This window comes from Ruegeria sp. YTSB088 (assembly GCF_059609825.1).
Genome location: NZ_JBXWMM010000008.1, coordinates 1 through 24545, shown reverse-complemented (window position 1 = coordinate 24545; position 24545 = coordinate 1). Strand labels below are relative to the sequence as shown.

Here is a 24545-nt window from a genome sequence, read left to right as displayed (position 1 = left end):
TTTGACGCCGAGATCAAAGCGACTATTTTATTGCTGCAATTGGCCTGTAAGGCCTGACGTGTCCTACGGACCGAGCGCAACCAAGAGGGGCTTTCGTGACTGAAACGCTTGCGGAGAAACTGGAGAAATCGGAACTCGGCCACTGGATGCAGCGGTTCGAGGGCTTCATGGTCTTTGTCGGCGTTGTCGGGCCTTTTGCCACGCTTCCACAATTGATCAAGCTCTACTTTACCCATTCCGAACACGCGACCGGTCAGTCGCTTCTGTCCTGGTCTCTCTATGCCGGGCTGTCCTTCCTGTGGTTTGCCTATGGTATGGTGGTGGGCAAGCTGCCCATCTATGTGGGCAACGGACTCTCGATGGTGCTGAACTTATTAATGGTCATCGGCATCCTAATTCACGCAGGTGTGACGTTCTAAACCTCCTGCCGCCTGAGGTTTTTCTCACTATCAAGTTCGCAAGTGGTTTTCAGCGCCATCAACCTGCGTCGCTAAAATAGACAAAGCTCATCTTGTTCCCGTCAGGGTCGCGTGCATAAGCGCCAAAAAAGTTCGGACCATATTGGGGGCGGTCACCCGGATCACCTTCGTTTGCTCCGCCATTTGCAAGCGCGGTTGCGTGCGCATCGCGAACTTCCGCTTCGTTTTGGCACAGCAGACCAACCATGTTCCCGTTTCCGATCGTCGCGACTTCTTTGTCGAAGGGTGTCGCGACCCATATGCATCCGCCGCCACGCAGCTCATAGCACACAGCGTGCGGCATATACTCGGCGATGACCTTTCCGCCGATCTGGGGAACAACCGCGTCATAGTATTTCCGCGCTTTGGCAACGTCGTTAGAACCGATCATGATATAGTTAAGAGACATTTTTTGGAATCCCACTTTAAGAACATAAGCGGAACATTAATACCTGAACTGGATTCAAGCAACGCGTTTTTCGGAATAGCTTTGGCGGCCCCCGACCTACCCGAACAGGGAACTGACGGGGTTTCCATCGGTCTGTGGGTCAGCTGACGCGTTCTTCCGGGGCCTTTGGAATGAAAGGCTGATATTCTTCCCCACGGTCTTCGCTCGCCTTTGGATCACGCGCCATCTCCGCCGTTCCACCCGTCTTCGTATTCGCCCAACATTCTGGACAGGTGCAGCAGAGACGCAAAAAAGCGGGCGTAGACATCCCGTGACAACATCGGCTTGTTGTCATCCAGCACCTGCACAAGTTCGACGACGGCCGAAGCAAACGTCTCATAGACCTGCATGTCTGCGGCTGTCGGATCCGGCGTCCAGATTTCGTGTTTGTCGTAATACACGGCAGGTTGCGGTTCGTCATCTATCATGGCGCGGCCCCTTCTGTTTGAAGCGCAGGTGGGGGTTGCGAGAACGTGCACAAGACGGGTGGCACGAAGTCACAAAACTATGGCGCCTTCGGAAAAAGGACTCTCGTCGAAAGCGGGAAAAGAAGTTCCGCCCTTGCGCGCCGACGTCGCTTGGGATTTTCTGCGATCCAACCCAACCAACAGCAGGGTCGAGTTTTGGACTGGCGCGATCACGGAATACTCCTGACTTTACGCCGCCATGGCGAAACAGCGGCGATTATCGAGGTCTTCACCGAAGGCCATGGTCGTCATGCCGGTGTGGTGCGTGGTGGGACCAGCCGCAAGATCGCGCCGATCCTGCAACCTGGCGCGCAACTGGACGTGCTGTGGCGCGCGCGACTGGAAGAACATATCGGCACCTTTCAGGTCGAGCCCCTGCGGTCCCGCGCGGCAGCCGCGTTTTCAGGGCGGCTGGCACTGTCCGGGCTCAACGCTGTCGTCTCTCTCTTGTCCTTTTGTTTGCCCGAACGGGAACCACACGCCTCGCTCTATACACGGACGGAACAGTTGATGGACCTGCTGGGGCAGGACGAGATCTGGCCTCTGGCTTATCTGCGATGGGAACTCGCGCTGCTGGACGAACTTGGCTTTGGCCTTGATCTGACAGCCTGCGCCGTGACAGGTGTGACCGAAGGATTGATCTACGTATCGCCCAAAACAGGCCGTTCCGTTAGTGCGAATGGCGCCGGTGATTGGGCGGACAAGCTGTTGCCCCTTCCGCCCTGTCTGCGCGGGGAAGGCACTGCGCCCGACGCCGAGATCGCAGAGGCCCTGCGCACGACCGGGTATTTCCTGGAACACCGCGTCGCGCCGTCTTTGGGGCATAATCCGCTGCCCGAAGCGCGGGCCAGGTTCGTGGATCAGGTCACTCGGCGGCTGTGAACACCATCTCGTGCCCATCCTCGTTTCGCAGGATCAGCACATTGCCTGACACTTCGGATTGGGTCATGGTCATGAGGGCGGCAAAGTAGAACCCTTCCGCTTCGAGCCCCGCGCAGGCGGCGCGCGTCGCGCTGAGGTTCTGAACCTCAAACCACGGGTAGGGCGCGTTGAGTGTTCCGTCATAGCTGTTGCACGGAGCGTTTCCGGAAATCCTGCCTTCTTCGGGAAACCGCAGCAGAGCACTCGCCTCATAGGGCTGACCATCGATCTCCTGCAGCACCCAAATCTGGTCCGCCGCACCATAGGCCGCAACGGTTTCGTCCTTGTCGCATTGGAACAGTGCCATCAAAGACAGGGTCAGGATCAGGCGTGTCATAGCTGGGTCTTAGCGCATCGGGGTTGTCGGCGGAACCACGGTCAGTAGGGGAGGGACCCGTTCAGCAGTTGCTCGCGCACTTCCTGCCTGGGTTTCCAGTTATAGCGCGTATCCTCGCGCACCGGCGCCCAGTACAATGCGCCACTGTTGCGCCAGGGATCAAGGATGATGCCGTCATACATCGAATCCCCCTTGGCGCTGATAGACGCCGAATGGTGGATAATTCGAAAGGATGTCGGCGGAGAAGTGGCCCAATTCAGGTCCAGTGTCCGGAAGTTTTCCTGCCGCAGCCGCTTGGTCATGGCTTCGGCCCAGTCATTGCACAACCCTTTTTCACGGAATCCGTTAATGACCTTGGCGTTGTGGACGATGGCCGGGTCGGTGACATTCCAGTCCCGCGCCAATTGCTGCGAATAGGTGTAGGCGATGGTTGCCGCCTTCTGGGCTTCAACCGGATCGACATCCGGCCCAAGCCTTTGGATCGACTGCGCAAGCGTCTCGATATCACTTTGACTGGCCGTTGGCGCAGGGGTGGTGCAGCCCGCAAGAAAGAGCGTCGTCAGAGTGGCGCAAAGGACGAAGAAGGATCGGGTCATGCGAAGTACCAAATGCTGATCGGGTTGAGTCAGGTCCAGCTGACGCTGTAACGGTGAAAGTGCCGGGATCAAAGGGGGAAGTTTGGACACGTGCCAGTCACACGTGCCGTTGTAGAGGCGCTGAAGGGCGTCGATGTGGGCCTGTACAAAACGGAAGGTTCCAAGGACAGAGTGCGTACAAACCCCACCGTAAAGAAAAAGACCCGGCGCAAAGGCCGGGTCAGTTGGGGAAACGGGGTGCCGGTTCCGGTCACCCGAGCAGACGTCGTGCTATGACCTGTGCCTGAATCTCGGCAGCCCCTTCGAAAATGTTGAGAATGCGCGCGTCACACAGAACGCGGCTGATCTTGTATTCCAGCGCAAAGCCATTGCCGCCGTGGATTTGAAGCCCGTTATCGGCTGCTGCCCAGGCCACCCGGGCGCCTAGCAGCTTGGCCATGCCGGCCTCAAGATCACAGCGCTGGCCGTGGTCTTTCTCCCACGCGCTGAAATAGGTCAGCTGGCGCGCAATCATGATCTCGACCGCCATTATTGCCAGCTTGCCCGAGACACGCGGGAAGTTGATCAGCGATTTGCCGAACTGCTTGCGGTCGATCGCATATTGCATGGCGATATCCAGCGCGCTTTGCGCCACGCCGATAGCGCGAGCGGCAGTCTGGATGCGGGCGCTTTCAAAGGTTTCCATCAGCTGTTTGAAACCCTTGCCTTCTTCACCCCCCAGCAGGTTTTCACCCTTGATGTGGAAGCCGTCAAAGCCCAGCTCGTATTCCTTCATGCCGCGATAGCCCAGAACCTCGATCTCACCACCGGTCATGCCGGGAGTGGGGAAGGGGTTCTCGTCCGTGCCCGGTGTTTTTTCGGCCAGGAACATGGACAGGCCGCGGTGATCGGTGCTGTCGGGATCGGTCCGCGCCAGCAGGGTCATGACATGGGTGCGCGCGGCGTGGGTGATCCAGGTCTTATTGCCGGTGATCCGGTAATCACCGTTCTCGTCCTTCACGGCACGGGTGCGCAGGCTGCCAAGATCCGAGCCGGTGTTGGGTTCAGTGAAGACAGCGGTCGGCAGAATTTCGGCGCTGGCCAGTTTCGGCAGCCAGTTGGCCTTTTGCTCGTCTGTGCCGCCGGCGATAATCAATTCGGCTGCGATTTCCGAACGGGTGCCCAGTGAGCCAACGCCAATGTAGCCACGCGACAGTTCTTCGGACACAACGCACATCGAGGCTTTGGACAGGCCGAAACCGCCAAACTCCTCCGGGATGGTCAGCCCGAAAACGCCCATTTCCGCCAGCTCTTCGATGATTTCCAGCGGGATCAGCTCATCCTTGAGGTGCCATTCATGGGCATACGGTTCGACCTTTTCCTGCGCATAGCGGCGGAACTGGTCGCGGATCATCTCAAGTTCTTCGTCCAGGCCCGACGCGCCGAACATGGTGGCACCGGCCTGATCCTGCATCAGCTCGACCAAACGGCTGCGTGCGGCTTGTGAGTTTGCCTGCGCCATCAAGGTCTGTACTTCGGACGACTGAAAGCCCGACAGCGCATCCCAACCGAGACCCATATCCTGAAGGCGCACGACTTCGCCCTGGTTCATCGGGATGCCACCTGCGACCTGATGCAGGTACTCGCCAAAAGCTATCTGGTGAAGCAACTGCTCGACTTCGCCGAACTTGCCTTCGGCCTGAAGTGCTTCGGCCCAGCGCTGCATCTGTTGCAGCGACTGATTATACGTGGCCAGCCAGGCCAGACCATGTGCGGCGGTCTGGTTTGCTTCGATCAGAGCGCCAGAGATACGGCCATCTGCCGAGACCATGCGGCGCACGGATTCACGGGCCTTTTCAAAAACGGCTTCTACCGCGGGTACGGCAGCCCGGGTCATATTCAGAAGATCGGGCAAAACTGCAGCAGTTGTCATCTCGGTCATATCCTGTCCGTCGTGGGCCATGAATCGCGTCCTTTCCTCGGTCGTCTGGTCATATCATGCTGCACGTGCAGCGCAACAAAAATACCAATTATGATGTAAAAAAGTTCAAATATTACCCCATCATTTTTGCAATGCAGAAGAATATCCAGATGATATCTAGGGGGAATGAACCTGTTTTCCATTCTCTCGCCGCAGGAACTGCTGTTGGCCATGGCCGTCGCTTTTGCCGCAGGGTGGATCAAGGGTATAGTTGGCTTTGCCATGCCCATGGTGTTTGTGTCAGGACTTAATTCCTTTTTGCCGCCGGATCTGACGTTGGCGGGTCTGATTTTGCCGACACTTGTAACCAATGGGCTTCAGGCACTTCGGGGTGGGGCCAGCGCAGCCTATTCTGCAATCCTTCGGTTCCGGGTATTTCTTGTTGTTGGCGGCCTCTTACTGGTGCTGAGTGCGCAGCTTGTCGCACTGGTCCCGAATTCTGTTTTTCTGATCCTCATCGGTGCATTCGTATCTGTGTTCGTTCTGTTTCAATTACTGGGCGCCCGTCTGACTCTGAGCCGCCCGTCACAGGGTATTGAGGCCGTGATCGGAGGCATTGCGGGTTTCGTCGGCGGCATGTCGGGAATATGGGGTCCGCCGACGGTTGCCTATCTTACGGCTTTGAATACACCCAAGAAGGAACAGATTCGAATACAAGGTGTCATTTATGGGCTGGGCGCGGTGCTTTTGCTAATTGCCCATCAGATGTCCGGTATTGTTCGCGCGGAGACGATCCCATTTTCCGCGACCTTGGTTCTTCCTGCTTTGGCGGGGATGTGGGTGGGCATCAAGCTGCAGGACCATTTTGATCAGGCCAGTTTCCGCCAGGTCACACTGTTTGTCTTGCTGGTGGCCGGCTTGAATTTACTGCGGCGGGGCCTGATGGGGTGACACCTTAAACCCGTCGCTTGTCGGCAAACCTGAAGGCAAAATACAGACCCAGCATCAGGAAGAACAAGCCTGATATATCGCCGATCAGGAAAGCGATGTATTCGACCGTCGCACTGCCAAAAGCCAAATTGGTCAACCCGGAGACAAGGAAGGACGTGATGACACCGACGCCCATCACGCATATCCAGCAGGGTTTGCGGTCCGGGCGGGGAAACAGGTTCCATCCGATTGCTTTGAGAAGATAAAAAATGGCCGGGACAGTCAGAACTGCAATCGCGATGGCCATCAGGCGGCTGGGCAGGAACACGTCCGTTCCACCCAAATAGGCGAAAACGATGAACACGCCTGGCAACAATGCGAAAATGGCGCGCCACCCCAACAGCCACGCCGTCAGAACCCGTACACCATGCGGCAGAAACAACAGGCTCGCCCGGCTTGGATATTCCGGGAAAAACACGTTCTGCAACGGCATAAGAACGGCGAAGGTAAGGATCGACGCCAGCACATAGGCCAGAGAGGCCAGAAGCGTTTCAGTAGCCCACGCGCGCAAAGTGATCACGGCTCCTTGCGCTCGTGGATCGCTTCATCTGGGCGCATGAACGATGTACCGTCCTCGGTTGGCGCTGCCGCTTTGAGAAAGATAGCCTTTTTCGACCAGAGATTTCAGCGCGCGGAAGAAAGTCGGGCGCGAAACGCTCTGAACCAACGTGTGCTCAATCAAACCGAACGTGCGTACTTCCCGATCGGGCTTGGAAAGCTCTTCGGCGGCATAGTAAATGTCGCGCTCAACCGGAGATAGATTTTCCAGGCCTAATGTGCGCTCCATGCTTTTCATCAATTTGCGCAGTTCGGTGAGTTTCGAGATCTCAGTCATAATGTTACCTACAGTTTTCTGTGCCGTTTGCCGCCTAATTGCGACCATTTGAGTCATTCTGAATGACGCGCATTTCAGAAAGTCTCGTATTGACACTCATCCCCATTTACTTAGACTAGGTGGCTGATTAGGTTGCTCAATCCCGCGTTGTGAGTGTGCGCACATGAGTGACCCCCAATTAATTTTCAGCCAGTGCCCGGCGCAAAAGTGCCGGGTTTTTTCGTCACAGCGACTATCAGAGCTAGCGCAAATTGCATTTTGAAACAACGCAATTGTATGTGCTTATTACCACAAACAACCTTAGGGAGAAGTGCGGCAGGCGTAAGGCAAAAGGGGCTTTTCAGCCCCTTTCCCAATTTATCCGATTGCGACGGCTTTGATGTCGTCGTCAATGAAGGGCAGATACTGCTCGAAGTTCTCGGCAAACATCTGAACCAGTTTCTCGGCCTGTTTGTCGAATGCGGCCTGATCGTCCCAAGTGCGGCGCGGGTCAAGCAGAACTTCGGCGACGCCCGGGACAGAGACCGGAACGTCAAAGCCGAAATTGGCATCCTTGCGGAACTCGGCGTCGCGCAGCGAGCCTTCCAGAGCGGCGGTCAACAAAGCGCGGGTTGCGTGGATCGGCATCCGGCTGCCTACTCCATAGGCGCCTCCGGTCCAGCCGGTGTTGACCAGCCAGCAGGTCGCGCCGTGTTGAGCGATCTTGTCCCGCAACAGGTTGCCGTATTCCTCTGGGCGACGTGGCATGAACGGTGCGCCAAAACAGGTCGAGAAAGTCGGCTGCGGCTCGGTGATGCCACGTTCTGTACCGGCCACTTTTGACGTGAAACCCGACAGGAAGTGATACATTGCCTGTGCTGGCGTCAGCCGCGCGATCGGGGGCAGAACGCCAAATGCATCGCAGGTCAGCATGATGATGTTCTTCGGGTGACCACCCAGTGCGCTTTTGGACGCGTTCGAGATATATTCGAGCGGATAGGCGCAGCGCATGTTCGCAGTCAGTGAGTCGTCGTCGAAATCCAGTTCCTTGGTTTCGGGGTCGAAGACCATGTTTTCGATCACCGTACCGAATTTCGAGGTGGTCGCGTAGATTTCCGGCTCTGCCTCTGCATTCAGGTTGATGGTCTTGGCATAGCATCCGCCTTCGAAGTTGAAGGTGCCGCGATCCGACCAGCCGTGCTCGTCATCCCCGATCAGTATGCGCGAAGGATCGGCGGACAGGGTTGTCTTGCCGGTGCCGGACAGGCCGAAGAACACGGCGGTGTCGACCGGGTTGCCAACGGCATGGTTGGCCGAGCAGTGCATCGGCATCACACCTTTTTCGGGCAGCATGTAGTTCAGCAGGGTGAAAACCGATTTCTTGTTTTCACCGGCATATTCGGTGCCGCCGATCAGGATCAGCTTGCGGTCGAAATTCATTGCAATCACGGTCTCGCTGCGGCAGCCGTGCTTTGCCGGGTCGGCCTGAAAGCTGGGGCAGTTGATGACCGTGAAATCGGCAGTGAACTCATCCAGATCCTCGCGGTCCGGGCGACGCAGCAGGTGTCGGATGAACAAGTTATGCCACGCCAGTTCAGTGACCATACGAACATTGATCGCATAAGCCGGATCAGCACCACCAACCAGATCCTGCACAAAATAGTCACGGCCTTTCATATGGGCCAGCATATCATTGTACAGTGCGTCAAAGCCTTCGGGGCTCATTTCGGCGTTGTTTTCCCACCAGATGGTGTCGGCAACGCTGGCGGTCTTGACAACGTGTTTGTCCTTGGGCGACCGGCCTGTGAATTTACCTGTTGTAACCAGAAACGCACCACCATTGCCAAGTGTGCCTTCGCCGCGCTTCAGCGCCTCTTCGATCAGCGCCGGTTCCATGAAGTTATAATAGACATTGCCCAGACCCTCGATGCCCTGATCTTCGAGGCGGAATTGCGGGTTAACCCGTCCAGATGTCATGTGTGTCTTCTCCTGTGGCGGCGCGAAGGTCGTTGGCCGTTGCGCCTTTGGGGCAGTGAGCCGGGAAAACCGGCGGCTGAGCGCGTCTTATCACGGTCATTCAGGGCATGAACAGGCGGGTTTGACGCAGTTAGCGCAACCAAGCCCGAGTTTAGCGCCATCAGAAATTCAATGTCGGAAAAGCGGGCAGATTTTTGCGGGCATCAAGGCAAATTTGCCGCAGACCTGCCGCAACAAAGGCGTGATTCGCAGTTACGGATTGATTCGGCGTCTTAAAACCGCCAACAATGCCTTACAAATAAGCGAATTATTGCGCGAGTGAGCAGGAATAGGGGTGAGCCCGATGTCAAAGATTGCACTTGTGGATGACGACAGAAACATACTGACGTCTGTATCCATGACCCTCGAAGCCGAAGGTTTCGAGGTTGAAACTTATAATGATGGCCAGGCCGCGTTGGATGCGTTCAACAAGAAACTGCCGGACATGGCTGTTCTGGATATTAAGATGCCGCGAATGGACGGCATGGATCTGCTGCAACGGCTGCGTCAGAAGACGCAGATGCCGGTGATCTTTCTGACCTCGAAGGACGATGAGATCGACGAGGTTCTGGGCCTGCGCATGGGCGCGGATGACTATGTAAAGAAGCCTTTTTCGCAGCGTTTGCTGGTCGAACGCATTCGGGCTTTGCTGCGCCGCCAAGAGGCAACAAGCGGCGACGCGGTAGCAACCAACAGCAATGATACTAAAGTCATGGAACGCGGCGACCTGAGAATGGATCCGTTGCGCCATGCGGTCAGCTGGAAAGGGAATGATGTGTCCCTGACCGTGACTGAATTCCTGCTGCTTCAGGCGTTGGCCCAACGTCCGGGTTTTGTCAAAAGCCGCGACCAGTTGATGGATGTCGCCTATGACGATCAGGTCTATGTGGATGACCGCACGATCGACAGCCACATCAAGCGCCTGCGGAAAAAAATGCGCGCGGCTGATTCCGAGTTCTCGGCGATCGAAACCTTGTATGGTATCGGTTACCGGTACAACGAAGAATAGGCGCGGCCGCCTGCAAGAGGTAATGGGGTCTCGTGCGCGACACCGAACAAGCCAGCGAAATGCGCGACGGTGACGTCGTTCTAGGGGATGACTGGGTCATTCCCCAGGACCCCGAGTCAGCGGAGCTGAGGGAAAAGCGATCCCGGAGGAACCTGTTTTCTCTGCGTGGTTCACCTCTGGCGCGCAAAATCATCACTTTCAACCTGATCGCTCTGGTGATTCTGGTCACTGGGTTGCTGTATCTGGACGACTCACGAAAAGAGAAGGTTCAGCAGACTGCCCGCAATCTGCTGGGCGATGCGCTGCTAGTCAGCAACGTGTTTGAAACCCAGCTGCGTCAGGGCGCACAGCAATCCGGGCAGAATGCCGGGAACCTGGACGTCAAGGATACCTTGTCTGGCCTCACCCTGCCCGAAGGGGGCGAGGTTTTTGTATATGACGCCAGCGGCACGTTAATCGGCTGGACACGTGGTGCCCCGCAAGCCTCAGATATGCCGGTTCTTCTGCAATCCGAGGCCGAGATTCAGACCGGCAGCACGGTGATCAGCGACACGCTAAATGCTGTCTGGATGGGTTTGTCGAATCTACTCAATTGGTCAACTGAAACCGAGGCACCGACGTTGGCGCAGCGTGTTCAGACCATTATTCCGCAAGCGATTGCCGGTCACAGCCAGGTGCAGGCGGTACAGGACAGCGCGGGTGAGACGGTTATCGTGGCTGCCGCACCGATCCTTTATGCGGATGTTCCCGCCGGAGCGGTTGCCATTACTGGTCCTGCGGGGGAAATCGATGCGCTTGCCCGCCGTGAGCAGGAGCGCATTCTTCAGATGTTCGTGGTGGCGCTGTTGGTTTCTGTGGGCCTCAGTCTTGTACTGGCCTCGACCATTGCCAATCCGCTGGCTGACCTGGCATCGGCCGCCGAAATGGGCAAAGACCGGGGCACGGGCGTCAACCCCGGGCGCATCCGTATTCCGGACCTCAGTGGTCGTCCAGATGAAATAGGGCGTCTCAGCCGCGCTTTGCGTGGTATGGTAACCGCGCTGTACAACCGGATCGACGCAAACGAACAGTTTGCTGCTGATGTCGCCCATGAAATCAAAAACCCGCTGGCCAGCCTGCAATCCGCCGTGGGCACACTGCGGATGATCAAACGCGAGGATCAGCGCGACAAACTGCTGAATGTGATCGAACATGATGTTCGGCGGCTGGACCGGCTGGTCAGTGACATATCGAATGCGTCGCGTCTGGATGCGGAACTCGTCAAGGAAGAAGAGCAACCCTTTGACCTGCTCAAGCTGCTGGGCAATCTCGGCCAGTATCTGGGCGAAGATGCCCGATCCAAGGGCATCGACTACATTACGGATCTGCCCTCCGAACCAATTGTGATCAACGGGCTGGAAGCGCGACTTGCGCAGGTCTTTGTCAACCTGATCACCAACGCGATTTCCTTCTGCGAGGAAAATGACGCCATTCGCGTCTGGGTCAGACAGCGAGACAACCGTGTGTTGGTCGTTGTCGAAGACACCGGCCCAGGAATTCCCGAACAGGCGCTCACCAAAGTGTTCAAGCGATTCTACTCGCAGCGTCCGGCGGAACATTTTGGCAATAACTCGGGCCTGGGGCTGGCGATCTCGAAGCAGATTGTCGAAGCCCACGGCGGCGTGATCTGGGCGGAAAACATCCGCCCGACCGAGGCCGACATCACGTCGGATCCGCTGGGTGCCCGCTTTGTTGTAGGGCTGCCCGTTTAAATCCATGCACGTTGATACACTGTCACACGCCAAAGGTCAGGACAGGGCCTGTGTACATGCCTCCTGCGTTTCGCTTGCCGGACGCGGGCTTTTGATCATCGGTTTGTCCGGTACAGGGAAGTCCGGTCTGGCGTTACAAATGATGGCGTATGGTGCGGATTTGGTTGCGGATGACCGCGTCAATTTGGAGATGCAGCATCATCGGGTGTTTGCATCCGCCGTGCCACAGATACGCGGTTTGATCGAGGCGCGTCAGTTTGGCCTGCTCGCAGCCGATCCCACAGGCCCGGTTCCGTTGGATTACGTCGTGGATCTGGACCAGCATGAGCCTCAGCGTCTACCCGATACTTTGATGATTTCCGTGCTGAGGCAAACTGTTCCCTTGCTTCGGGGCGCGGGGGTGCCCAACTTGGCTGCAGCGTTGATGCAACTCCTGGGAAATGGGCGTGTAAACCCCGAATGGCCGAACAAATGACATCGCAAAGGCGAATCGTACTTGTCACGGGTCCCTCCGGGGCAGGAAGATCCACTGCCATTCATGTGTTGGAAGATCTGGGCTTTGAGGCCATCGACAACCTGCCGATGGGACTTTTGCTGCGCTTGCTTGACAGCGCGGACAGCGACCGTCCGATGGCGCTGGGTATAGATGCACGCAATCGCGATTTCTCAACGATCGGCTTCATAGAACTGGCCGAAACACTGGGTCGGTTGGCGCAGGTCGATCTGACGGTTCTGTATCTGGATTGCAGCGATGATGTTCTGGTGCGCCGATTTTCAGAAACCCGAAGGCGGCATCCCGTCGCCAAGAATGCCAGCCCGGAAACCGGTGTTGAGCGCGAAAAAGAGCTGCTGACACCGATACGTGAGATCGCGGACACGCTGATCGACACCAGCCTTCTGAACGTGCATCAGCTGCGGGAAGAGGTCGAGAATTGGTTCGCACCACAAGGCGGGCGGCATCTGGCGGTTTCCATCGAATCCTTTTCCTATAAACGTGGACTTCCGCGCGGATTGGACATGGTGTTCGATTGTAGGTTTCTCGCAAATCCCTATTGGCGCCCGGAATTCAGGGCAGCGGATGGTCGACACCCTGACGTTGCGCACTATGTGCAGTCAGACGCAAACTATTTACCGTTTTTTGAAGGTGTGCTGGGCTTGCTGACCCTGCTGTTGCCTGCCTTTCGGGCCGAGGGAAAAGCGCATCTTTCCGTGGCATTCGGGTGTACCGGTGGCCAACACAGATCGGTTGCCCTGGCAGAAGCCGTTGCAAAGGCCCTTGCGGAAGACGGTCAGCAGGTGGCAATTAGACATCGCGAGATGGAACGTCGGTCGTTGAATGTGAGGTCAGATTGATCGGAATTGTGATCGTTGCACATGGGGGGTTGGCTCAGGAATACCTGGCCGCCACTCAACATGTGGTCGGACCGCAGGCCAGCCTCGTGGCGGTCGCGATTGAGGCTGACCACGACCGGGACGAAAAACAGGCCGAAATCTGCCGTGCCGCGGACGAAGTGGACACCGGCGATGGTGTTGTTGTCGTCACCGACCTCTTTGGAGGCAGCCCCTCGAATCTCAGTCTGCGTGCCTGCGCTCCTCAGGACCGGCGTATTCTGTATGGGGCAAACCTGCCGATGCTGATCAAATTGGCCAAAAGTCGCCACTTGCCCATTGGTGATGCCGTCCGCCAGGCAATGGAGGCTGGACGGAAGTACATCAATGCGCAGAATGTGACATTGGATTAAAAGCGGATTATTGAATATGACTAACCGAAGCCTGAAAATAATCAATGAAAAGGGCCTGCACGCACGGGCCTCGGCAAAGCTGGTTGAGGTTGTGGAGGGGTTCGATGCGCATGCTGAGGTGTCAAAAGACGGACTTTCTGCATCAGGCGATAGTATCATGGGCCTTTTGATGTTGGCAGCATCGCGCGGAACAACTATTGACGTCGAGACGTCCGGGCCGGATGCTGAGGCATTGGCAGAAGCTCTGGAAACGCTTGTGAATGACAAGTTCGGAGAGGGGTTTTAAGCCGCCCCGCCGGGACATGAAGAACGGGAAGACCAGGAATTGGCGGAAACAACGCACGAGACCAAGACAAGCCCGGTGGTGGATGGGGCCGCAGATCAGGGTGAGATCTACGACCGTAGAACTCTGACCTATGCAAACTCATTTGACGATGCCTGGACTTCGACGGCCATTCGGGCCATCGAGTGGTGCACAGGCAAGCTGACCATTTTGCGTATGGTCAACAAGTTCGAAAAAAAGAACGAATACTATCGCGGCCAGCGGTTCTGGGGCGGTGCCCTCAAGACTATGGGAATCGACCTGACCACACCGCAGAAACAGATTGACCGCATTCCCAAAACCGGCCCGGTCGTCGTCGTCGCCAACCACCCGCATGGGATGGTCGATGGCATGATTCTCGCCGAGCTGATCGGCCAGGTACGCAGCGATTACCGCATCCTGACCCGTTCGGTTCTGACAGGGCTGGACGAAGCGGCCACATCATTCATGATTCCGGTTCCATTTCCACATGATCCCGAGGCGCAGGCCAAGATGTTGGAAATGCGCGGCAAAGCTATGGAACATCTCAAAAACGGTGGCGTTGTGGCGCTGTTCCCATCCGGTGTTGTGATGTCCTCGGATGATTGGTTCGGGCCTGCGATCGAGCGGGAATGGAACGTGTTCACCGCCAAGATGATCCGCCGTTCGGGCGCGCGCGTGGTGCCAATTTTCTTTCCGGGCAGTAATTCGCGCTGGTACCAGATTGCCAACCGCGTCTCTGCAATTCTCCGGCAGGGACTGTTGCTGCATGAGATCGTCCGATCCTGCAATAAACCCCAGTCGCCGGTCATCGGCGACTCGATTTCGGACCGCGATCTGGAGCTGTTGGAGCGCGATCCGCGCGGTTTCATGGCCTGGCTCAGAAATCACACCATGTCTCTGGGCAAGTCGGAACAAACCTGATCCGCGTCTTCACCTGGCTAAAAATATCCCGGGGGTGAGCCCGGGCAAAGTCCGGGCGAGGGGGCTGGCCCCCTCAACGCGTAGGTACCGGAACTTCGCCTCGGTAATCATAAAAGCCGCGCTCGGTCTTACGCCCCAGCCACCCGGCCTCGACATATTTCGTCAGCAGAGGACAAGGACGATATTTGGTGTCGGCCAACCCGTCATGCAGCACGTTCATTATCGCCAGGCAGGTGTCCAGCCCGATGAAATCCGCCAACTCCAGCGGGCCCATGGGATGATTCGCTCCAAGTTTCATTGACTGATCGATGGATTGAACGTTCCCCACGCCTTCATAGAGTGTGTAAACCGCCTCGTTGATCATCGGCATCAGGATCCGGTTCACGATGAAGGCCGGAAAGTCTTCGGCGCTTGCCGCCGTTTTGCCCAACCGATCCACCACCGCTTTGCACGCGTTGAAGGTTTCTTCATCCGTGGCGATGCCGCGGATCAATTCCACCAATTGCATAACAGGGACAGGGTTCATGAAATGAAAACCCATGAACCGTTCGGGTCGATCCGTGCGGCTTGCCAGGCGCGTGATGGAAATCGAGGATGTATTTGACGTCAGAATCGTATGCGGCAGCAGGTGCGGTTGCAGGTCATCGAAAATCGCCTGCTTGATAGCTTCCCGCTCGGTTGCCGCCTCGATAACCAGATCTGTTTGACCCAGTCGCGGCAGTTCCAGCGTGGTCGTGATCCGTTTAAGGGCAGTCTGCATCGCGTCGTTCGTAATCTTGCCCCGCGACGCCTGCCGCGCCAAGTTGCCTTCGATTGTGGAAATGGCGCTGTCCAGAGCATCCTGACTGACATCGTTCAACAAGACGTCGTAGCCCGCCAAAGCCATAACATGGGCGATGCCGTTACCCATCTGACCCGCGCCAATCACCCCGACCGATTTAACTTCCATTTTCAGTTGCCTTTGCCCTGGAGGATACCGCGACAGTATCGGCAGACCGGGGCAGGCGGCAAGAGGATCGAGGTGGTCAATTTTGCTTCAAATGCGCGCATTAGGAAAATCTCAATATCTGTGGCCGCAAGATGGCAGCGGGTGAGATAACGGGGGGCTTGATATGAGCTTTCATCAGACAAACAGCGGCGGGGTGTCCGCCTGTCAATATGCGGATTCGAAACTTTGGTTCCGGGGTCCGCCCGGCGCGCTGGACAAGCCATTGGTGGCTTGCCTGGGAGGAGAGGAAACTTTCGGCAGATTCGTTGATTGCCCGTTTCCGGCAGTGCTGGAGACGCGATTGGGAAAACCGTGCGTCAACTTCGGCAGCCTGTTTTGCGGGGTCGAAGCGTTGTCCACTGATCCGGGGGTGCTGAAACTGGTCAATCAGTCAGGCCTGTGCGTGTTGCAGGCGCCGGATCTTCTGCGCCAATCAAATCGGTTTTACCGCGTGCATCCGCGCCGCAATGATCGGTTCCTTGAACCCACCTCAGACTTGCTGGAGCTATACCCCGACGTTGACTTCACTGAAATCCATTTCGTGCGCCATTTGCTGGAGCGGTTAAGCGCCCAAAAGGACGCGCGATTCGAAGTCGTGGTGCAGGAGTTGCGAGAGGCCTGGATACGAACCACAGGAGAATTAATCGGCCGGATCGAACCCAGTGTTGTTCTGCTCTGGTTGCATGTGCAGCGGCAAGCCGGATCGCATATTGACCCTATTGTGCCTGACGCCGCAATGATCGAACAACTGCAACCACTATGTGCTGATGTTGTAGAGGTTTCGGTACCTGTATCCGCTCGATCAGATGCTCTCGAAGATGTTTTGTTCGGGACGCTGCAGCAGCCGATTGCGGAACACATGATCGGCCCCTCCGCGCATCGCGAGATTGCCGAAAAACTGCTGGTTGCCTTGAGGGACCTGAACTGAAAAAGGCCCGCCTGTTGGCGAGCCTTGTTTGGTTTTTGCTGTTTGCGCTTGGCTTTAGCCGAGTTTCTCGGTCAGTTCCGGCACGGCCTGGAACAAGTCGGCGACAAGACCAAAGTCAGCGACCTGGAAGATCGGGGCTTCTTCGTCTTTGTTGATCGCAACGATGACCTTGGAGTCCTTCATGCCGGCCAGGTGCTGAATTGCTCCCGAAATACCGACGGCGACATACAGATCAGGGGCAACAACCTTACCGGTCTGACCCACCTGCCAGTCATTCGGAGCATAGCCCGAGTCAACCGCTGCACGCGACGCACCAACCGCAGCGCCCAGCTTGTCAGCCAGCCCCTCGATCAGTTTGAAGTCTTCTTCCGAGCCGACACCGCGTCCGCCCGAAACAACAACGCTGGCCGAGGTCAGTTCAGGGCGGTCGCTTTCGGCCACCTTGTCCTCAACCCATTGGGACAGGCCGGGGTTGTCGCCAACCGACACGGTCTCAACTGCGGCCGATCCCCCTTCACTGGCAGCGTCAAAGCTGGCGGTTCGGATCGTTACGACTTTCTTGGCGTCGTTCGACTTGACGGTCTGGATCGCGTTGCCCGCGTAGATCGGGCGCTCGAAGGTCGAGCCATCAACAACGCCGGATGCATCCGAGATCACCATCACGTCAAGCAAAGCAGCAACGCGAGGCATCACGTTCTTGGCGTCGGTGGTTGCTGGCGCCACGATGTGCTCGTAGCCATCCGCCAGACCTACGATCAGCGCAGCGGTGGATTCCGCAAGGCGGTGGCCCAGCGACGCGTCTTCGGCGACCAGAACCTTGGACACACCGTCGATCTTGGCGGCGGCCTCACCGGCAGCAGCGGCAGACCCGCCTGCGGCCAGAACGGTAACGTCACCCAGCACTTTCGCGGCGGTTACGGCCTTTGCGGTCGCATCCATCGCCAGTTCGCCGTTGTTCACTTCGGCAAGCAGAAGTACAGCCATTACACAGCCCCCACTTCTTTGAGTTTCTCGACCAGCTCTTCAACCGAGCCAACGATGATACCAGCGGCACGTGCCGGCGGCTCTACGGTTTTGACGACTTCCAGACGCGGAGTGACGTCGACGCCGTAATCGGCGGCGGTTTTCTCGTCCAGCGGCTTTTTCTTCGCCTTCATGATGTTCGGCAGCGAAGCATAGCGCGGCTCGTTCAGGCGCAGGTCAACGGTCACGATGGTAGGCATCTTGACACTGATGGTCTGCAGACCGCCATCCACCTCGCGGGTGATCTTGGCGGTGTCGCCTTCGATGTCCAACTCGGACGCGAAAGTGCCCTGTGACCAGCCCAGCAAGGCCGACAGCATCTGGCCGGTGGCGTTCATATCATTGTCGATCGCCTGCTTGCCCGCCAGAACAATGCCCGGCTGCTCTTCCTCGACCACTTTGGCAAGGATCTTGGCAACGGCCAGAGGCTCGATATCTGTGTGTACATCGTCAGCCGCCACAACCAGGATTGCGCGGTCCGCACCCATGGCCAGCGCGGTGCGCAGGGTTTCCTGCGCCTGCTTCACGCCGATCGAAACAGCAACGACTTCGTCAGCCTTGCCAGCTTCTTTCAGGCGGATCGCCTCTTCGACTGCAATTTCGTCGAACGGGTTCATCGACATTTTGACATTGGCGAGATCAACACCGCTACCGTCCGCTTTCACGCGGACCTTCACATTGTAGTCAATCACGCGTTTGACAGGCACCAGTACCTTCATTGTAGCGCTTTCTCCTCAAAAAAACGGTAAGCCGCGAAGGCGACTCCACCAATGCTCTCGCCCGACTAGATAGCGCTTGCCGCAGTGGCACAACAGAGCAAAATCGTCACGTCATGGCGTCGGGACGTCGCGTTTTGCAATTTTTTTGCAGAGAGGCGAAAGAATATTACCCGCGACCTCTGCATTTCGCGATCAGCGGTTCGCGCCCGGAACCCACAATACGTCGTCTTTACCGTTCGCGTTTGCGCAACGGGCAGCAACAAAAAACCAGTCGCTGAGACGGTTGAGGTATTTGACCGCCACGTCGTTGACGGGCTCCATATTCGTCAGTTCGACCGCAAGCCGTTCGGCCCGGCGCGAAACGGTGCGGCACACATGCAGATGTGCAGCCAGACGCGAGCCACCGGGCAGGATGAAGCTGCGCAGAGGTTCCAGCGTCTCGTTCATTACGTCGATCTCGGCTTCCAGCCGGTCGATCTGGGCGGACACGATGCGCAGAGGCGGGTAATCGGCCTCTGCATCTTTCTCCATGTCAGGTCGGCAGAGGTCGGCCCCCAGATCGAACAGGTCATTCTGAATGCGCGACAGCGCGATCTCGACATCGCCTTCGGCTTCAGTCCGTGCCACGCCGACAAAAGCGTTCAGTTCGTCCACTGTGCCGTAGGCTGCGACGCGGCCCGAGTATTTTGCTACACGCTCGCCATTGCCCAGAGCGGTTTTTCCGTCATCGCCAGTGCGCGTGTAGATTTTGTTGAGTACGACCATTTATTGAACTCCCTGTCCGCGCAGATACACGAAAAGCACGATCAGCAACACGGCGATGAACTGAAAGAGAATGCGCAGGCGCATCATCTTGTTGCTCTTCTTGGCCGCTTCCATGCCGCCTTTGCCGAAATTCGCGATGCCCAGGGCCAAAACAACGACAACCGCCGCCATAGCCAGAAGCAGAATGACCATCAGAAGGTCCATATGAAGTCACCGTCCGGTTTTTTCGATTATCACCCATCTAGCGTCAGAGCGTCGAAAAGCGAACGGGAAATATCGTCTCAGATATCCGAAAGGATGCGATCAGTTGCTTTTGTGGGCAGGATCCGGCGCAGGAACCCCGCGACATATGTCGGGGTGGTCACGTAATAACGCGGTTTTGGGCGTCGCGCCTCGATCGCGTGGGCCAGCTTGTCCGTGACGGCAGAGGCGGGCAATTCAAACCGGTCTGGCCCACTGCTTTCGTAAAGACGCTTCAGTAGTGAGTCCTCATACTTTTCCCGAATGGCCGAGTTTTCCCAGTCGATGTATTTCTCGAACATTGGGATCGCCTTTTCTCGGAGTTTTGAGGTGATGGGGCCGGGCTCGATCAGGGCGACGTGGATGTCGGTATCCCGAAGCTCCAACCTAAGCGTGTCGGTCAGCCCTTCGATCGCGTATTTTGTGGCGACATACGCGCCGCGCCACGGGAAGGCGACAAGACCCAGAACCGAGGAACATTGCACAATCCGGCCATGACCCTGTTCCCGCATGACGGGAATGACCTGTCGGGTCAGCTCGTGCCAGCCAAAGACATTGGTCTCAAAAATATGGCGCAGACCATCTGTCGGAACATCCTCAACCGCGCCGGGCAGGCCATGTGCGCCATTGTTGAACACGGCATCCAGAGAGCCGCCTGTAGCCTCAAGAACATAAGACAAACCCGACGTGATGCTGTCTGTATCGGTGTAGTCGATTCTGGGACTATCGAACCCCTGCGCACGCAGGCGATCACAGTCGCGTTGCTGGCGGCAGGATGCAAAAACGCGCCAGCCGCGCGCACGCATTCCGTGTGCCGCGTCCAGACCGATGCCTGACGAGCATCCTGTAATTAGAATCGATTTCTGCATGTGCCTTCCGAACCTGATCCCCGCCCATAGCTATGGCGGGGTTTGCGGCAGGGCAATGACGCTTCGATGTCAGTTCGTTGTTTTCCGGACGAGTGATGCCGAAATCCACCCAACCTGTTGCCCGGGTAACACGCGCAGGCGCAACCAGCCGCTGCCTGAATCTCCAAAGACCTCAACCTGCTGGCCAATCCTGGCCTTGCCGATGATCGGATAGATCGTCCCCGGCCCATCGCGCAGGTTTACACGGGTTCCTGAAATTTCGCGGATATCCTTGGTGACCTCAACAGGGGCGGGCAGTTCAACCGTTGGCAATTCGGCGTCGGTAGTCACCTGTTCCAAGGAGGCCAAGCCTTGCTCCAGTGATGCCAGGGTCAGGGTGACGTTTTCGTCAGCGAACAGCGTGGGGTTCGCCTTCAAGCCAGCCGCAACCTGAGACAACAGCGCTTTTGTTTCTGCTTCATCCAACTCGGCGACAGTTTTAGTGACCGGGGGGCCCGATACTGCCGGTTCTACTGCAGCACGAACGACCAAAGTTTCGGCAGGTGCTGGTTCGACGGCTGGTTTGACAGGTCTTGGCGCAGTGGCAACGCGTTCCGGTTCCGCTGTGCGGACCCCGCGCGGCTCAAAGTCGGGACCTCCGCTCATAACGTAAAAGGTCCAGCCGAGTGCGGCGAAAGTAACAAGTACAAGGCGCGTCATGGCGCATCCCCCAGGTCAATCGTAACAACAAAAAGGCAGCAATTATTCAATTGTTGGAATGATAGCATAATAGTGCGCTTGAGTCGAAAATTCGGGGAAAACACTGACTTGCCTCCCCCTGTTGCAAAAAGCGCGACTTGTCCCCAGTAAAATACGCGTTGCTTGCTTTACCAAGACGTCCTTGCGTCGTATCACATCATATATGAACGATACGATCGACGACCCCAACATGGAGGCCCCCGACAACGGGGGTGAGGTGGCGGAGCCGCTGCGCCGCGCGATAGGCGAGCGTTACCTGACCTATGCGCTGTCCACCATCATGCACCGTGCCCTGCCGGATGCGCGGGACGGATTGAAGCCGGTACATCGGCGAATCCTCTATGCGATGAGAGAACTGCGACTCAGTGCAACCGGAGGCTTTCGGAAGTCCGCCAAGATTTCCGGCGACGTGATGGGCAATTATCACCCGCACGGTGACGCCGCCATTTACGACGCGATGGCGCGTTTGGCGCAGGACTTCAACGTCCGGTACCCGCTGGTAGACGGGCAGGGGAACTTCGGCAACATCGACGGCGACAACCCGGCGGCCTCGCGATACACCGAGGCGCGGATGACCATCGTCGCCGAAGCGCTGCTTGAGGGTCTGAACGAAGATGCCGTCGACTTCCGCGACAATTACGATGGGACACTGACCGAGCCGGTGGTGCTGCCCGCTCAGTTTCCGAACCTGCTGGCCAATGGTGCAAGCGGCATCGCCGTTGGAATGGCGACAAATATCCCGCCGCACAATATTTCGGAACTTTGTGATGCATGTCTGCATCTGATCAAGACGCCAGACGCGCGCGATGATACGTTGCTGAATTACGTGCCGGGTCCAGACTTTCCGACCGGTGGGGTAATCGTCGAGCCACCGGAGAATATCGCGCAGGCTTATCGCACAGGGCGCGGGTCGTTCCGGTTGCGCTGCAAGTTTGAGGTCGAAGATCTGGGCCGCGGTCAGTGGCAGATCGTCGTCACTGAGATCCCCTATCAGGTTCAGAAGTCCAAGCTGATCGAAAAGATCGCGGAACTGATCCAGACTAAGAAAATCCCGATCCTCGCCGATGTGCGGGATGAATCCGCCGATGACATCCGCCTGATCCTCGAGCCGCGTTCCAAGAACGTCGACCCCGAGGTGTTGATGGGTATGCTCTTTCGCAATTCGGACCTCGAGGTGCGGTTCAACCTGAACATGAACGTGCTGATCGACGGGGTGACGCCGAAAGTCTGCTCGATGAAGGAAGTGCTGCGCGCCTTCCTCGATCACCGGCAAGAGGTGCTTCTGCGTCGGTCCCGCCACCGTATGGCGAAGATTGATCATCGTCTGGAGGTGCTGGAGGGCTTTATCGTTGCTTTCCTGAACCTCGACCGTGTGATCGACATTATCCGTTACGACGACGACCCCAAGGCAGCGCTGATGCGCGAGGATTGGGGCATTACCCATGTCCGCGCCACCGACGAGTCAGATTATGTCACGCCCAAGCCGGGTGAGGGTGAACTGTCTGAGGTTCAGGTCGACGCCATCCTGAACATGCGCCTTCGCAGCTTGCGTCGTCTGGAAGAGATGGAGCTGGTCCGCGAGCGTGACGAGTTGATGCTGGAGCGTGCCGACCTTGAGGACCTGCTGGCCGACGAAGGACTGCAATGGGCCAAGATCGCCGAGCAGTTGAAAGAAACCAAAAAGACCTTCGGCAAAGACTACGAAGGTGGAGCGCGTCGGACCCGGTTCGCTGAGGCCGGGCAGGTCGAAGAAGTGCCGCTTGAAGCGATGATCGACAAGGAACCGATCACCGTGGTCTGTTCTCAGATGGGGTGGATTCGCGCGATGACGGGCCATATCGATCTGAAGCGCGAACTTAAGTTCAAGGATGGCGACGGTCCGAGGTTCATCTTCCACGCGGAAACGACGGACCGGCTGCTGGTGTTTGCCTCGAACGGGCGGTTCTACACCGTTAGTGCTGCCAACCTGCCCGGCGGGCGGGGCATGGGCGAGCCCTTGCGCCTCATGGTTGATCTGCCGAACGAGGTGCAGATCATCGACATTCTGATCCACAAGCCCGGCCGCAAGCTTTTGGTGGCTTCGGACGCGGGCAACGGATTCATGGTTCCCGAGGACGATGTTCTTGCTCAGACCCGCAATGGCAAGCAGGTGCTGAACGTCAAAGGCGGCGAAACGGCAATGATCTGCAAGCCGGTCGATGGCGACCACGTGGCTGTCATATCCCAAAACGGCAAGTTCCTGGTTTTCCCAACCGAGGAATTGCCCGAGATGACGCGCGGAAAAGGTGTGCGTTTGCAAAAGTACAATATGGCGCGAGGTCGGCAGGGAACGCTCGAGCTGGATGGCGGTTTGTCGGATGTAACGACCTTCAACTGGGAAGAGGGCCTGAAATGGTCCATGGGCGGCGAAAAGACCCGACATGAGGCGGATATGACGCAATGGCTGGCAAAACGGGCCACTGTTGGGAAAAAACCACCCTATGGCTTCCCACGTGACTATAAGTTTTCGTGATCGCGCTGCTGCGCAGGTGAATTTCCGCCGATACGGCTTGGCACAACCCGTATCGGTGCGCTAGATCAACAAAAAACAGGCCTATCGAGACGAGACATGTTGCGCATTCTGACGCTGATCACCGGACTGGCCCTGATGGCCGCCTGCACACAGACACAAGTGTATGAACCACCTGAATCCCTTGGCGAGTTCAAACTGCGTGTCAACTATGCCTTTGCGGACAAGGCCGTTCAGGGACCTGTGTCGCGGGACGCCACACCTGAAGAATGGACAAAAGCCATCCAGAACGCTGTTGATATTCGTTTGGGGCGTTACGATGGTTCGCAGGAATATGACGTCGGCATTAGTCTGGAGGGCTACATGCTGGCTCCGCCGGGAATACCTGTGATTTACAATCCCAGAAGCACTGCGATTGTGCTGGTCAACGTCTATGACGTGAAGAAGAAAGAGTTTCTGGCCAAAGGGAAGCAATTCCAGGTGCTGGAAGACACCACCGGCGGAAGTGCATTTAAAGGGTCAGGGCATGAGCGCACCAAAGAAGAACAGATGAGCGGTCTGGCTCTAAAAATTGCCGACCGTGTCGAGGAATGGCTTGCTGAAGAGCATGAAGAAAACGACTGGTTTGACAAACGGCCAGACCTGATCCAGCCGCTGGAATCTGTCGAGGTCACGCAAAATCCAACGTGATCGGCGCATTTCCCTCAGGATGTGCTTGATTTTCCGCTTTGAACCAAATATCCCGCGCGCGCACATGTAACCACGGGACCAAGGGTCCCCCAAATCGCAAAAGGGCGCCTGAGGAATGGCAAAGGAAAAGTTTGAGCGTAATAAGCCGCACGTCAACATCGGCACGATTGGCCACGTTGACCACGGCAAGACCACGCTGACCGCAGCAATCACCAAGTATTTCGGTGACTTCAAAGCGTATGACCAGATTGACGGCGCGCCTGAAGAAAAAGCACGTGGCATCACCATCTCGACCGCCCACGTGGAATACGAGACCGACACGCGTCACTATGCGCACGTCGACTGCCCCGGCCACGCCGACTACGTCAAGAACATGATCACCGGTGCCGCACAGATGGACGG

The 24545-nt window shown here is 57.1% G+C and carries 30 protein-coding genes; 15 read left to right on the top strand and 15 right to left on the bottom strand.

What is annotated here, in order from left to right:
* Positions 1-95 precede the first annotated feature (95 nt).
* Positions 96-419, top strand: a complete 324-nt coding sequence (locus tag AC2FFA_RS13930; protein WP_117869862.1) for a SemiSWEET transporter — start codon at positions 96-98, stop codon at positions 417-419.
* Positions 420-477: 58 nt separating this feature from the next.
* Here AC2FFA_RS13930 and AC2FFA_RS13925 read toward each other — a convergent pair whose 3' ends face one another.
* Positions 478-867: a VOC family protein gene (locus AC2FFA_RS13925; protein WP_496852051.1), complete on the bottom strand. Its 390-nt coding sequence runs from the start codon at positions 865-867 to the stop codon at positions 478-480.
* Positions 868-1082: 215 nt separating this feature from the next.
* Complete coding sequence (locus AC2FFA_RS13920; RefSeq protein WP_299900540.1) at positions 1083-1334, bottom strand: hypothetical protein; 252 nt, start codon at positions 1332-1334, stop codon at positions 1083-1085.
* 195 nt (positions 1335-1529) lie between these two features.
* On the opposite strand from AC2FFA_RS13920, the gene recO reads away from it, so the two are divergent.
* The gene (recO, locus tag AC2FFA_RS13915) at positions 1530-2255 is read left to right on the top strand and encodes a DNA repair protein RecO (protein WP_117872845.1); all 726 of its coding nucleotides are present in this window, start codon (positions 1530-1532) and stop codon (positions 2253-2255) included.
* Here the strand turns inward: recO and AC2FFA_RS13910 are convergent.
* The 3 genes from AC2FFA_RS13910 to AC2FFA_RS13900 form a co-directional block, all read right to left on the bottom strand.
* Positions 2239-2631 (bottom strand): META domain-containing protein, encoded by a 393-nt coding sequence (locus AC2FFA_RS13910; protein WP_496852050.1) that lies wholly within the window; start codon positions 2629-2631, stop codon positions 2239-2241. The genes recO and AC2FFA_RS13910 overlap by 17 nt on opposite strands.
* 41 nt (positions 2632-2672) lie before the next feature.
* Positions 2673-3317: a hypothetical protein gene (locus AC2FFA_RS13905; protein WP_496852049.1), complete on the bottom strand. Its 645-nt coding sequence runs from the start codon at positions 3315-3317 to the stop codon at positions 2673-2675.
* A gap of 160 nt (positions 3318-3477) precedes the next feature.
* Positions 3478-5169: an acyl-CoA dehydrogenase family protein gene (locus AC2FFA_RS13900; RefSeq protein ID WP_496719507.1), complete on the bottom strand. Its 1692-nt coding sequence runs from the start codon at positions 5167-5169 to the stop codon at positions 3478-3480.
* A gap of 144 nt (positions 5170-5313) precedes the next feature.
* Between AC2FFA_RS13900 and AC2FFA_RS13895 the strand changes: the two genes are divergently transcribed.
* A complete protein-coding gene (locus AC2FFA_RS13895; protein WP_496852048.1) occupies positions 5314-6078 on the top strand; it encodes a sulfite exporter TauE/SafE family protein in 765 nt (254 codons plus the stop codon).
* A 4-nt stretch (positions 6079-6082) separates the two neighbouring features.
* On the opposite strand, the gene AC2FFA_RS13890 is transcribed toward AC2FFA_RS13895, so the two are convergent.
* The 3 genes from AC2FFA_RS13890 to AC2FFA_RS13880 form a co-directional block, all read right to left on the bottom strand.
* Complete coding sequence (locus AC2FFA_RS13890) at positions 6083-6637, bottom strand: hypothetical protein (RefSeq protein WP_496852047.1); 555 nt, start codon at positions 6635-6637, stop codon at positions 6083-6085.
* A gap of 24 nt (positions 6638-6661) precedes the next feature.
* On the bottom strand, positions 6662-6952 hold the full coding sequence (locus AC2FFA_RS13885; RefSeq protein ID WP_496852046.1) for a hypothetical protein: 291 nt from the start codon (positions 6950-6952) through the stop codon (positions 6662-6664).
* A 357-nt stretch (positions 6953-7309) separates the two neighbouring features.
* Positions 7310-8908: a phosphoenolpyruvate carboxykinase gene (locus AC2FFA_RS13880; protein WP_117869854.1), complete on the bottom strand. Its 1599-nt coding sequence runs from the start codon at positions 8906-8908 to the stop codon at positions 7310-7312.
* Positions 8909-8963: 55 nt separating this feature from the next.
* Between AC2FFA_RS13880 and AC2FFA_RS13875 the strand changes: the two genes are divergently transcribed.
* Genes AC2FFA_RS13875 through AC2FFA_RS13840 form a run of 8 tightly spaced genes read left to right on the top strand, consistent with a single transcriptional unit; the run spans position 8964 to position 14674 of the window.
* Positions 8964-9230 carry a hypothetical protein gene (locus AC2FFA_RS13875; RefSeq protein ID WP_496852045.1) on the top strand — a complete coding sequence of 89 codons (267 nt, stop codon included), beginning with the start codon at positions 8964-8966 and terminating at the stop codon, positions 9228-9230.
* 21 nt (positions 9231-9251) lie between these two features.
* Positions 9252-9956 (top strand): response regulator transcription factor, encoded by a 705-nt coding sequence (locus tag AC2FFA_RS13870; RefSeq protein WP_117869853.1) that lies wholly within the window; start codon positions 9252-9254, stop codon positions 9954-9956.
* A 59-nt stretch (positions 9957-10015) separates the two neighbouring features.
* Positions 10016-11707 carry an ATP-binding protein gene (locus tag AC2FFA_RS13865; RefSeq protein WP_496685014.1) on the top strand — a complete coding sequence of 564 codons (1692 nt, stop codon included), beginning with the start codon at positions 10016-10018 and terminating at the stop codon, positions 11705-11707.
* A gap of 4 nt (positions 11708-11711) precedes the next feature.
* The gene (locus tag AC2FFA_RS13860) at positions 11712-12182 is read left to right on the top strand and encodes an HPr kinase/phosphorylase (RefSeq protein WP_496852044.1); all 471 of its coding nucleotides are present in this window, start codon (positions 11712-11714) and stop codon (positions 12180-12182) included.
* Positions 12179-13060, top strand: a complete 882-nt coding sequence (rapZ, locus tag AC2FFA_RS13855; RefSeq protein WP_254683708.1) for an RNase adapter RapZ — start codon at positions 12179-12181, stop codon at positions 13058-13060. The genes AC2FFA_RS13860 and rapZ overlap by 4 nt, the downstream gene beginning before the upstream one ends.
* Positions 13057-13449 carry a PTS sugar transporter subunit IIA gene (locus AC2FFA_RS13850; protein WP_152457103.1) on the top strand — a complete coding sequence of 131 codons (393 nt, stop codon included), beginning with the start codon at positions 13057-13059 and terminating at the stop codon, positions 13447-13449. Before rapZ ends, AC2FFA_RS13850 begins: the two co-directional genes overlap by 4 nt.
* A gap of 16 nt (positions 13450-13465) precedes the next feature.
* The gene (locus AC2FFA_RS13845) at positions 13466-13735 is read left to right on the top strand and encodes an HPr family phosphocarrier protein (RefSeq protein ID WP_117869849.1); all 270 of its coding nucleotides are present in this window, start codon (positions 13466-13468) and stop codon (positions 13733-13735) included.
* A gap of 39 nt (positions 13736-13774) precedes the next feature.
* Complete coding sequence (locus AC2FFA_RS13840; RefSeq protein WP_496852043.1) at positions 13775-14674, top strand: lysophospholipid acyltransferase family protein; 900 nt, start codon at positions 13775-13777, stop codon at positions 14672-14674.
* Positions 14675-14747: 73 nt separating this feature from the next.
* Here AC2FFA_RS13840 and AC2FFA_RS13835 read toward each other — a convergent pair whose 3' ends face one another.
* Positions 14748-15623, bottom strand: coding sequence for a 3-hydroxybutyryl-CoA dehydrogenase (locus AC2FFA_RS13835; protein ID WP_496852042.1), 876 nt, complete (start codon positions 15621-15623; stop codon positions 14748-14750).
* A 163-nt stretch (positions 15624-15786) separates the two neighbouring features.
* Here AC2FFA_RS13835 and AC2FFA_RS13830 point away from each other — a divergent pair, with 163 nt between their 5' ends.
* A complete protein-coding gene (locus AC2FFA_RS13830; RefSeq protein WP_496852041.1) occupies positions 15787-16590 on the top strand; it encodes a DUF6473 family protein in 804 nt (267 codons plus the stop codon).
* A gap of 54 nt (positions 16591-16644) precedes the next feature.
* On the opposite strand, the gene AC2FFA_RS13825 is transcribed toward AC2FFA_RS13830, so the two are convergent.
* From AC2FFA_RS13825 to AC2FFA_RS13800, 6 genes are all read right to left on the bottom strand, one after another.
* Positions 16645-17574: an electron transfer flavoprotein subunit alpha/FixB family protein gene (locus AC2FFA_RS13825; RefSeq protein ID WP_496852040.1), complete on the bottom strand. Its 930-nt coding sequence runs from the start codon at positions 17572-17574 to the stop codon at positions 16645-16647.
* Positions 17574-18332 (bottom strand): electron transfer flavoprotein subunit beta/FixA family protein, encoded by a 759-nt coding sequence (locus tag AC2FFA_RS13820; protein ID WP_496852039.1) that lies wholly within the window; start codon positions 18330-18332, stop codon positions 17574-17576. Before AC2FFA_RS13820 ends, AC2FFA_RS13825 begins: the two co-directional genes overlap by 1 nt.
* Before the next feature lie 192 nt (positions 18333-18524).
* Complete coding sequence (locus tag AC2FFA_RS13815; RefSeq protein ID WP_117869844.1) at positions 18525-19097, bottom strand: cob(I)yrinic acid a,c-diamide adenosyltransferase; 573 nt, start codon at positions 19095-19097, stop codon at positions 18525-18527.
* Complete coding sequence (locus AC2FFA_RS13810; RefSeq protein ID WP_117869843.1) at positions 19098-19301, bottom strand: twin transmembrane helix small protein; 204 nt, start codon at positions 19299-19301, stop codon at positions 19098-19100.
* Between the two features lie 77 nt (positions 19302-19378).
* Positions 19379-20206, bottom strand: coding sequence for an SDR family NAD(P)-dependent oxidoreductase (locus AC2FFA_RS13805; protein ID WP_496852038.1), 828 nt, complete (start codon positions 20204-20206; stop codon positions 19379-19381).
* 69 nt (positions 20207-20275) lie between these two features.
* Complete coding sequence (locus tag AC2FFA_RS13800; protein WP_496852037.1) at positions 20276-20905, bottom strand: SH3 domain-containing protein; 630 nt, start codon at positions 20903-20905, stop codon at positions 20276-20278.
* 202 nt (positions 20906-21107) lie between these two features.
* Between AC2FFA_RS13800 and parC the strand changes: the two genes are divergently transcribed.
* The 3 genes from parC to AC2FFA_RS13785 all read left to right on the top strand — a co-directional run.
* Positions 21108-23456 (top strand): DNA topoisomerase IV subunit A, encoded by a 2349-nt coding sequence (gene parC, locus AC2FFA_RS13795; RefSeq protein WP_496852036.1) that lies wholly within the window; start codon positions 21108-21110, stop codon positions 23454-23456.
* A 96-nt stretch (positions 23457-23552) separates the two neighbouring features.
* Positions 23553-24143 carry a hypothetical protein gene (locus AC2FFA_RS13790; protein ID WP_496852035.1) on the top strand — a complete coding sequence of 197 codons (591 nt, stop codon included), beginning with the start codon at positions 23553-23555 and terminating at the stop codon, positions 24141-24143.
* A gap of 115 nt (positions 24144-24258) precedes the next feature.
* On the top strand, positions 24259-24545 hold a 287-nt coding region (locus AC2FFA_RS13785; protein WP_496852034.1), incomplete at its 3' end, for a GTP-binding protein.

Coding starts and splice junctions, on each gene's coding strand:
- AC2FFA_RS13825 (WP_496852040.1), bottom strand. CDS start 17,574: ATGGCTGTACTTCTGCTTGCCGAAGTGAACAACGGCGAACTGGCGATG.
- AC2FFA_RS13790 (WP_496852035.1), top strand. CDS start 23,553: ATGTTGCGCATTCTGACGCTGATCACCGGACTGGCCCTGATGGCCGCC.
- AC2FFA_RS13885 (WP_496852046.1), bottom strand. CDS start 6,952: ATGACTGAGATCTCGAAACTCACCGAACTGCGCAAATTGATGAAAAGC.
- AC2FFA_RS13830 (WP_496852041.1), top strand. CDS start 15,787: ATGAGCTTTCATCAGACAAACAGCGGCGGGGTGTCCGCCTGTCAATAT.
- AC2FFA_RS13895 (WP_496852048.1), top strand. CDS start 5,314: ATGAACCTGTTTTCCATTCTCTCGCCGCAGGAACTGCTGTTGGCCATG.
- AC2FFA_RS13920 (WP_299900540.1), bottom strand. CDS start 1,334: ATGATAGATGACGAACCGCAACCTGCCGTGTATTACGACAAACACGAA.
- AC2FFA_RS13910 (WP_496852050.1), bottom strand. CDS start 2,631: ATGACACGCCTGATCCTGACCCTGTCTTTGATGGCACTGTTCCAATGC.
- AC2FFA_RS13835 (WP_496852042.1), bottom strand. CDS start 15,623: ATGGAAGTTAAATCGGTCGGGGTGATTGGCGCGGGTCAGATGGGTAAC.
- AC2FFA_RS13870 (WP_117869853.1), top strand. CDS start 9,252: ATGTCAAAGATTGCACTTGTGGATGACGACAGAAACATACTGACGTCT.
- AC2FFA_RS13900 (WP_496719507.1), bottom strand. CDS start 5,169: ATGGCCCACGACGGACAGGATATGACCGAGATGACAACTGCTGCAGTT.
- AC2FFA_RS13815 (WP_117869844.1), bottom strand. CDS start 19,097: ATGGTCGTACTCAACAAAATCTACACGCGCACTGGCGATGACGGAAAA.
- AC2FFA_RS13860 (WP_496852044.1), top strand. CDS start 11,712: ATGCACGTTGATACACTGTCACACGCCAAAGGTCAGGACAGGGCCTGT.
- AC2FFA_RS13845 (WP_117869849.1), top strand. CDS start 13,466: ATGACTAACCGAAGCCTGAAAATAATCAATGAAAAGGGCCTGCACGCA.
- AC2FFA_RS13800 (WP_496852037.1), bottom strand. CDS start 20,905: ATGACGCGCCTTGTACTTGTTACTTTCGCCGCACTCGGCTGGACCTTT.
- AC2FFA_RS13865 (WP_496685014.1), top strand. CDS start 10,016: ATGCGCGACGGTGACGTCGTTCTAGGGGATGACTGGGTCATTCCCCAG.
- rapZ (WP_254683708.1), top strand. CDS start 12,179: ATGACATCGCAAAGGCGAATCGTACTTGTCACGGGTCCCTCCGGGGCA.
- AC2FFA_RS13820 (WP_496852039.1), bottom strand. CDS start 18,332: ATGAAGGTACTGGTGCCTGTCAAACGCGTGATTGACTACAATGTGAAG.
- AC2FFA_RS13805 (WP_496852038.1), bottom strand. CDS start 20,206: ATGCAGAAATCGATTCTAATTACAGGATGCTCGTCAGGCATCGGTCTG.
- AC2FFA_RS13880 (WP_117869854.1), bottom strand. CDS start 8,908: ATGACATCTGGACGGGTTAACCCGCAATTCCGCCTCGAAGATCAGGGC.
- AC2FFA_RS13810 (WP_117869843.1), bottom strand. CDS start 19,301: ATGGACCTTCTGATGGTCATTCTGCTTCTGGCTATGGCGGCGGTTGTC.
- AC2FFA_RS13925 (WP_496852051.1), bottom strand. CDS start 867: ATGTCTCTTAACTATATCATGATCGGTTCTAACGACGTTGCCAAAGCG.
- parC (WP_496852036.1), top strand. CDS start 21,108: ATGAACGATACGATCGACGACCCCAACATGGAGGCCCCCGACAACGGG.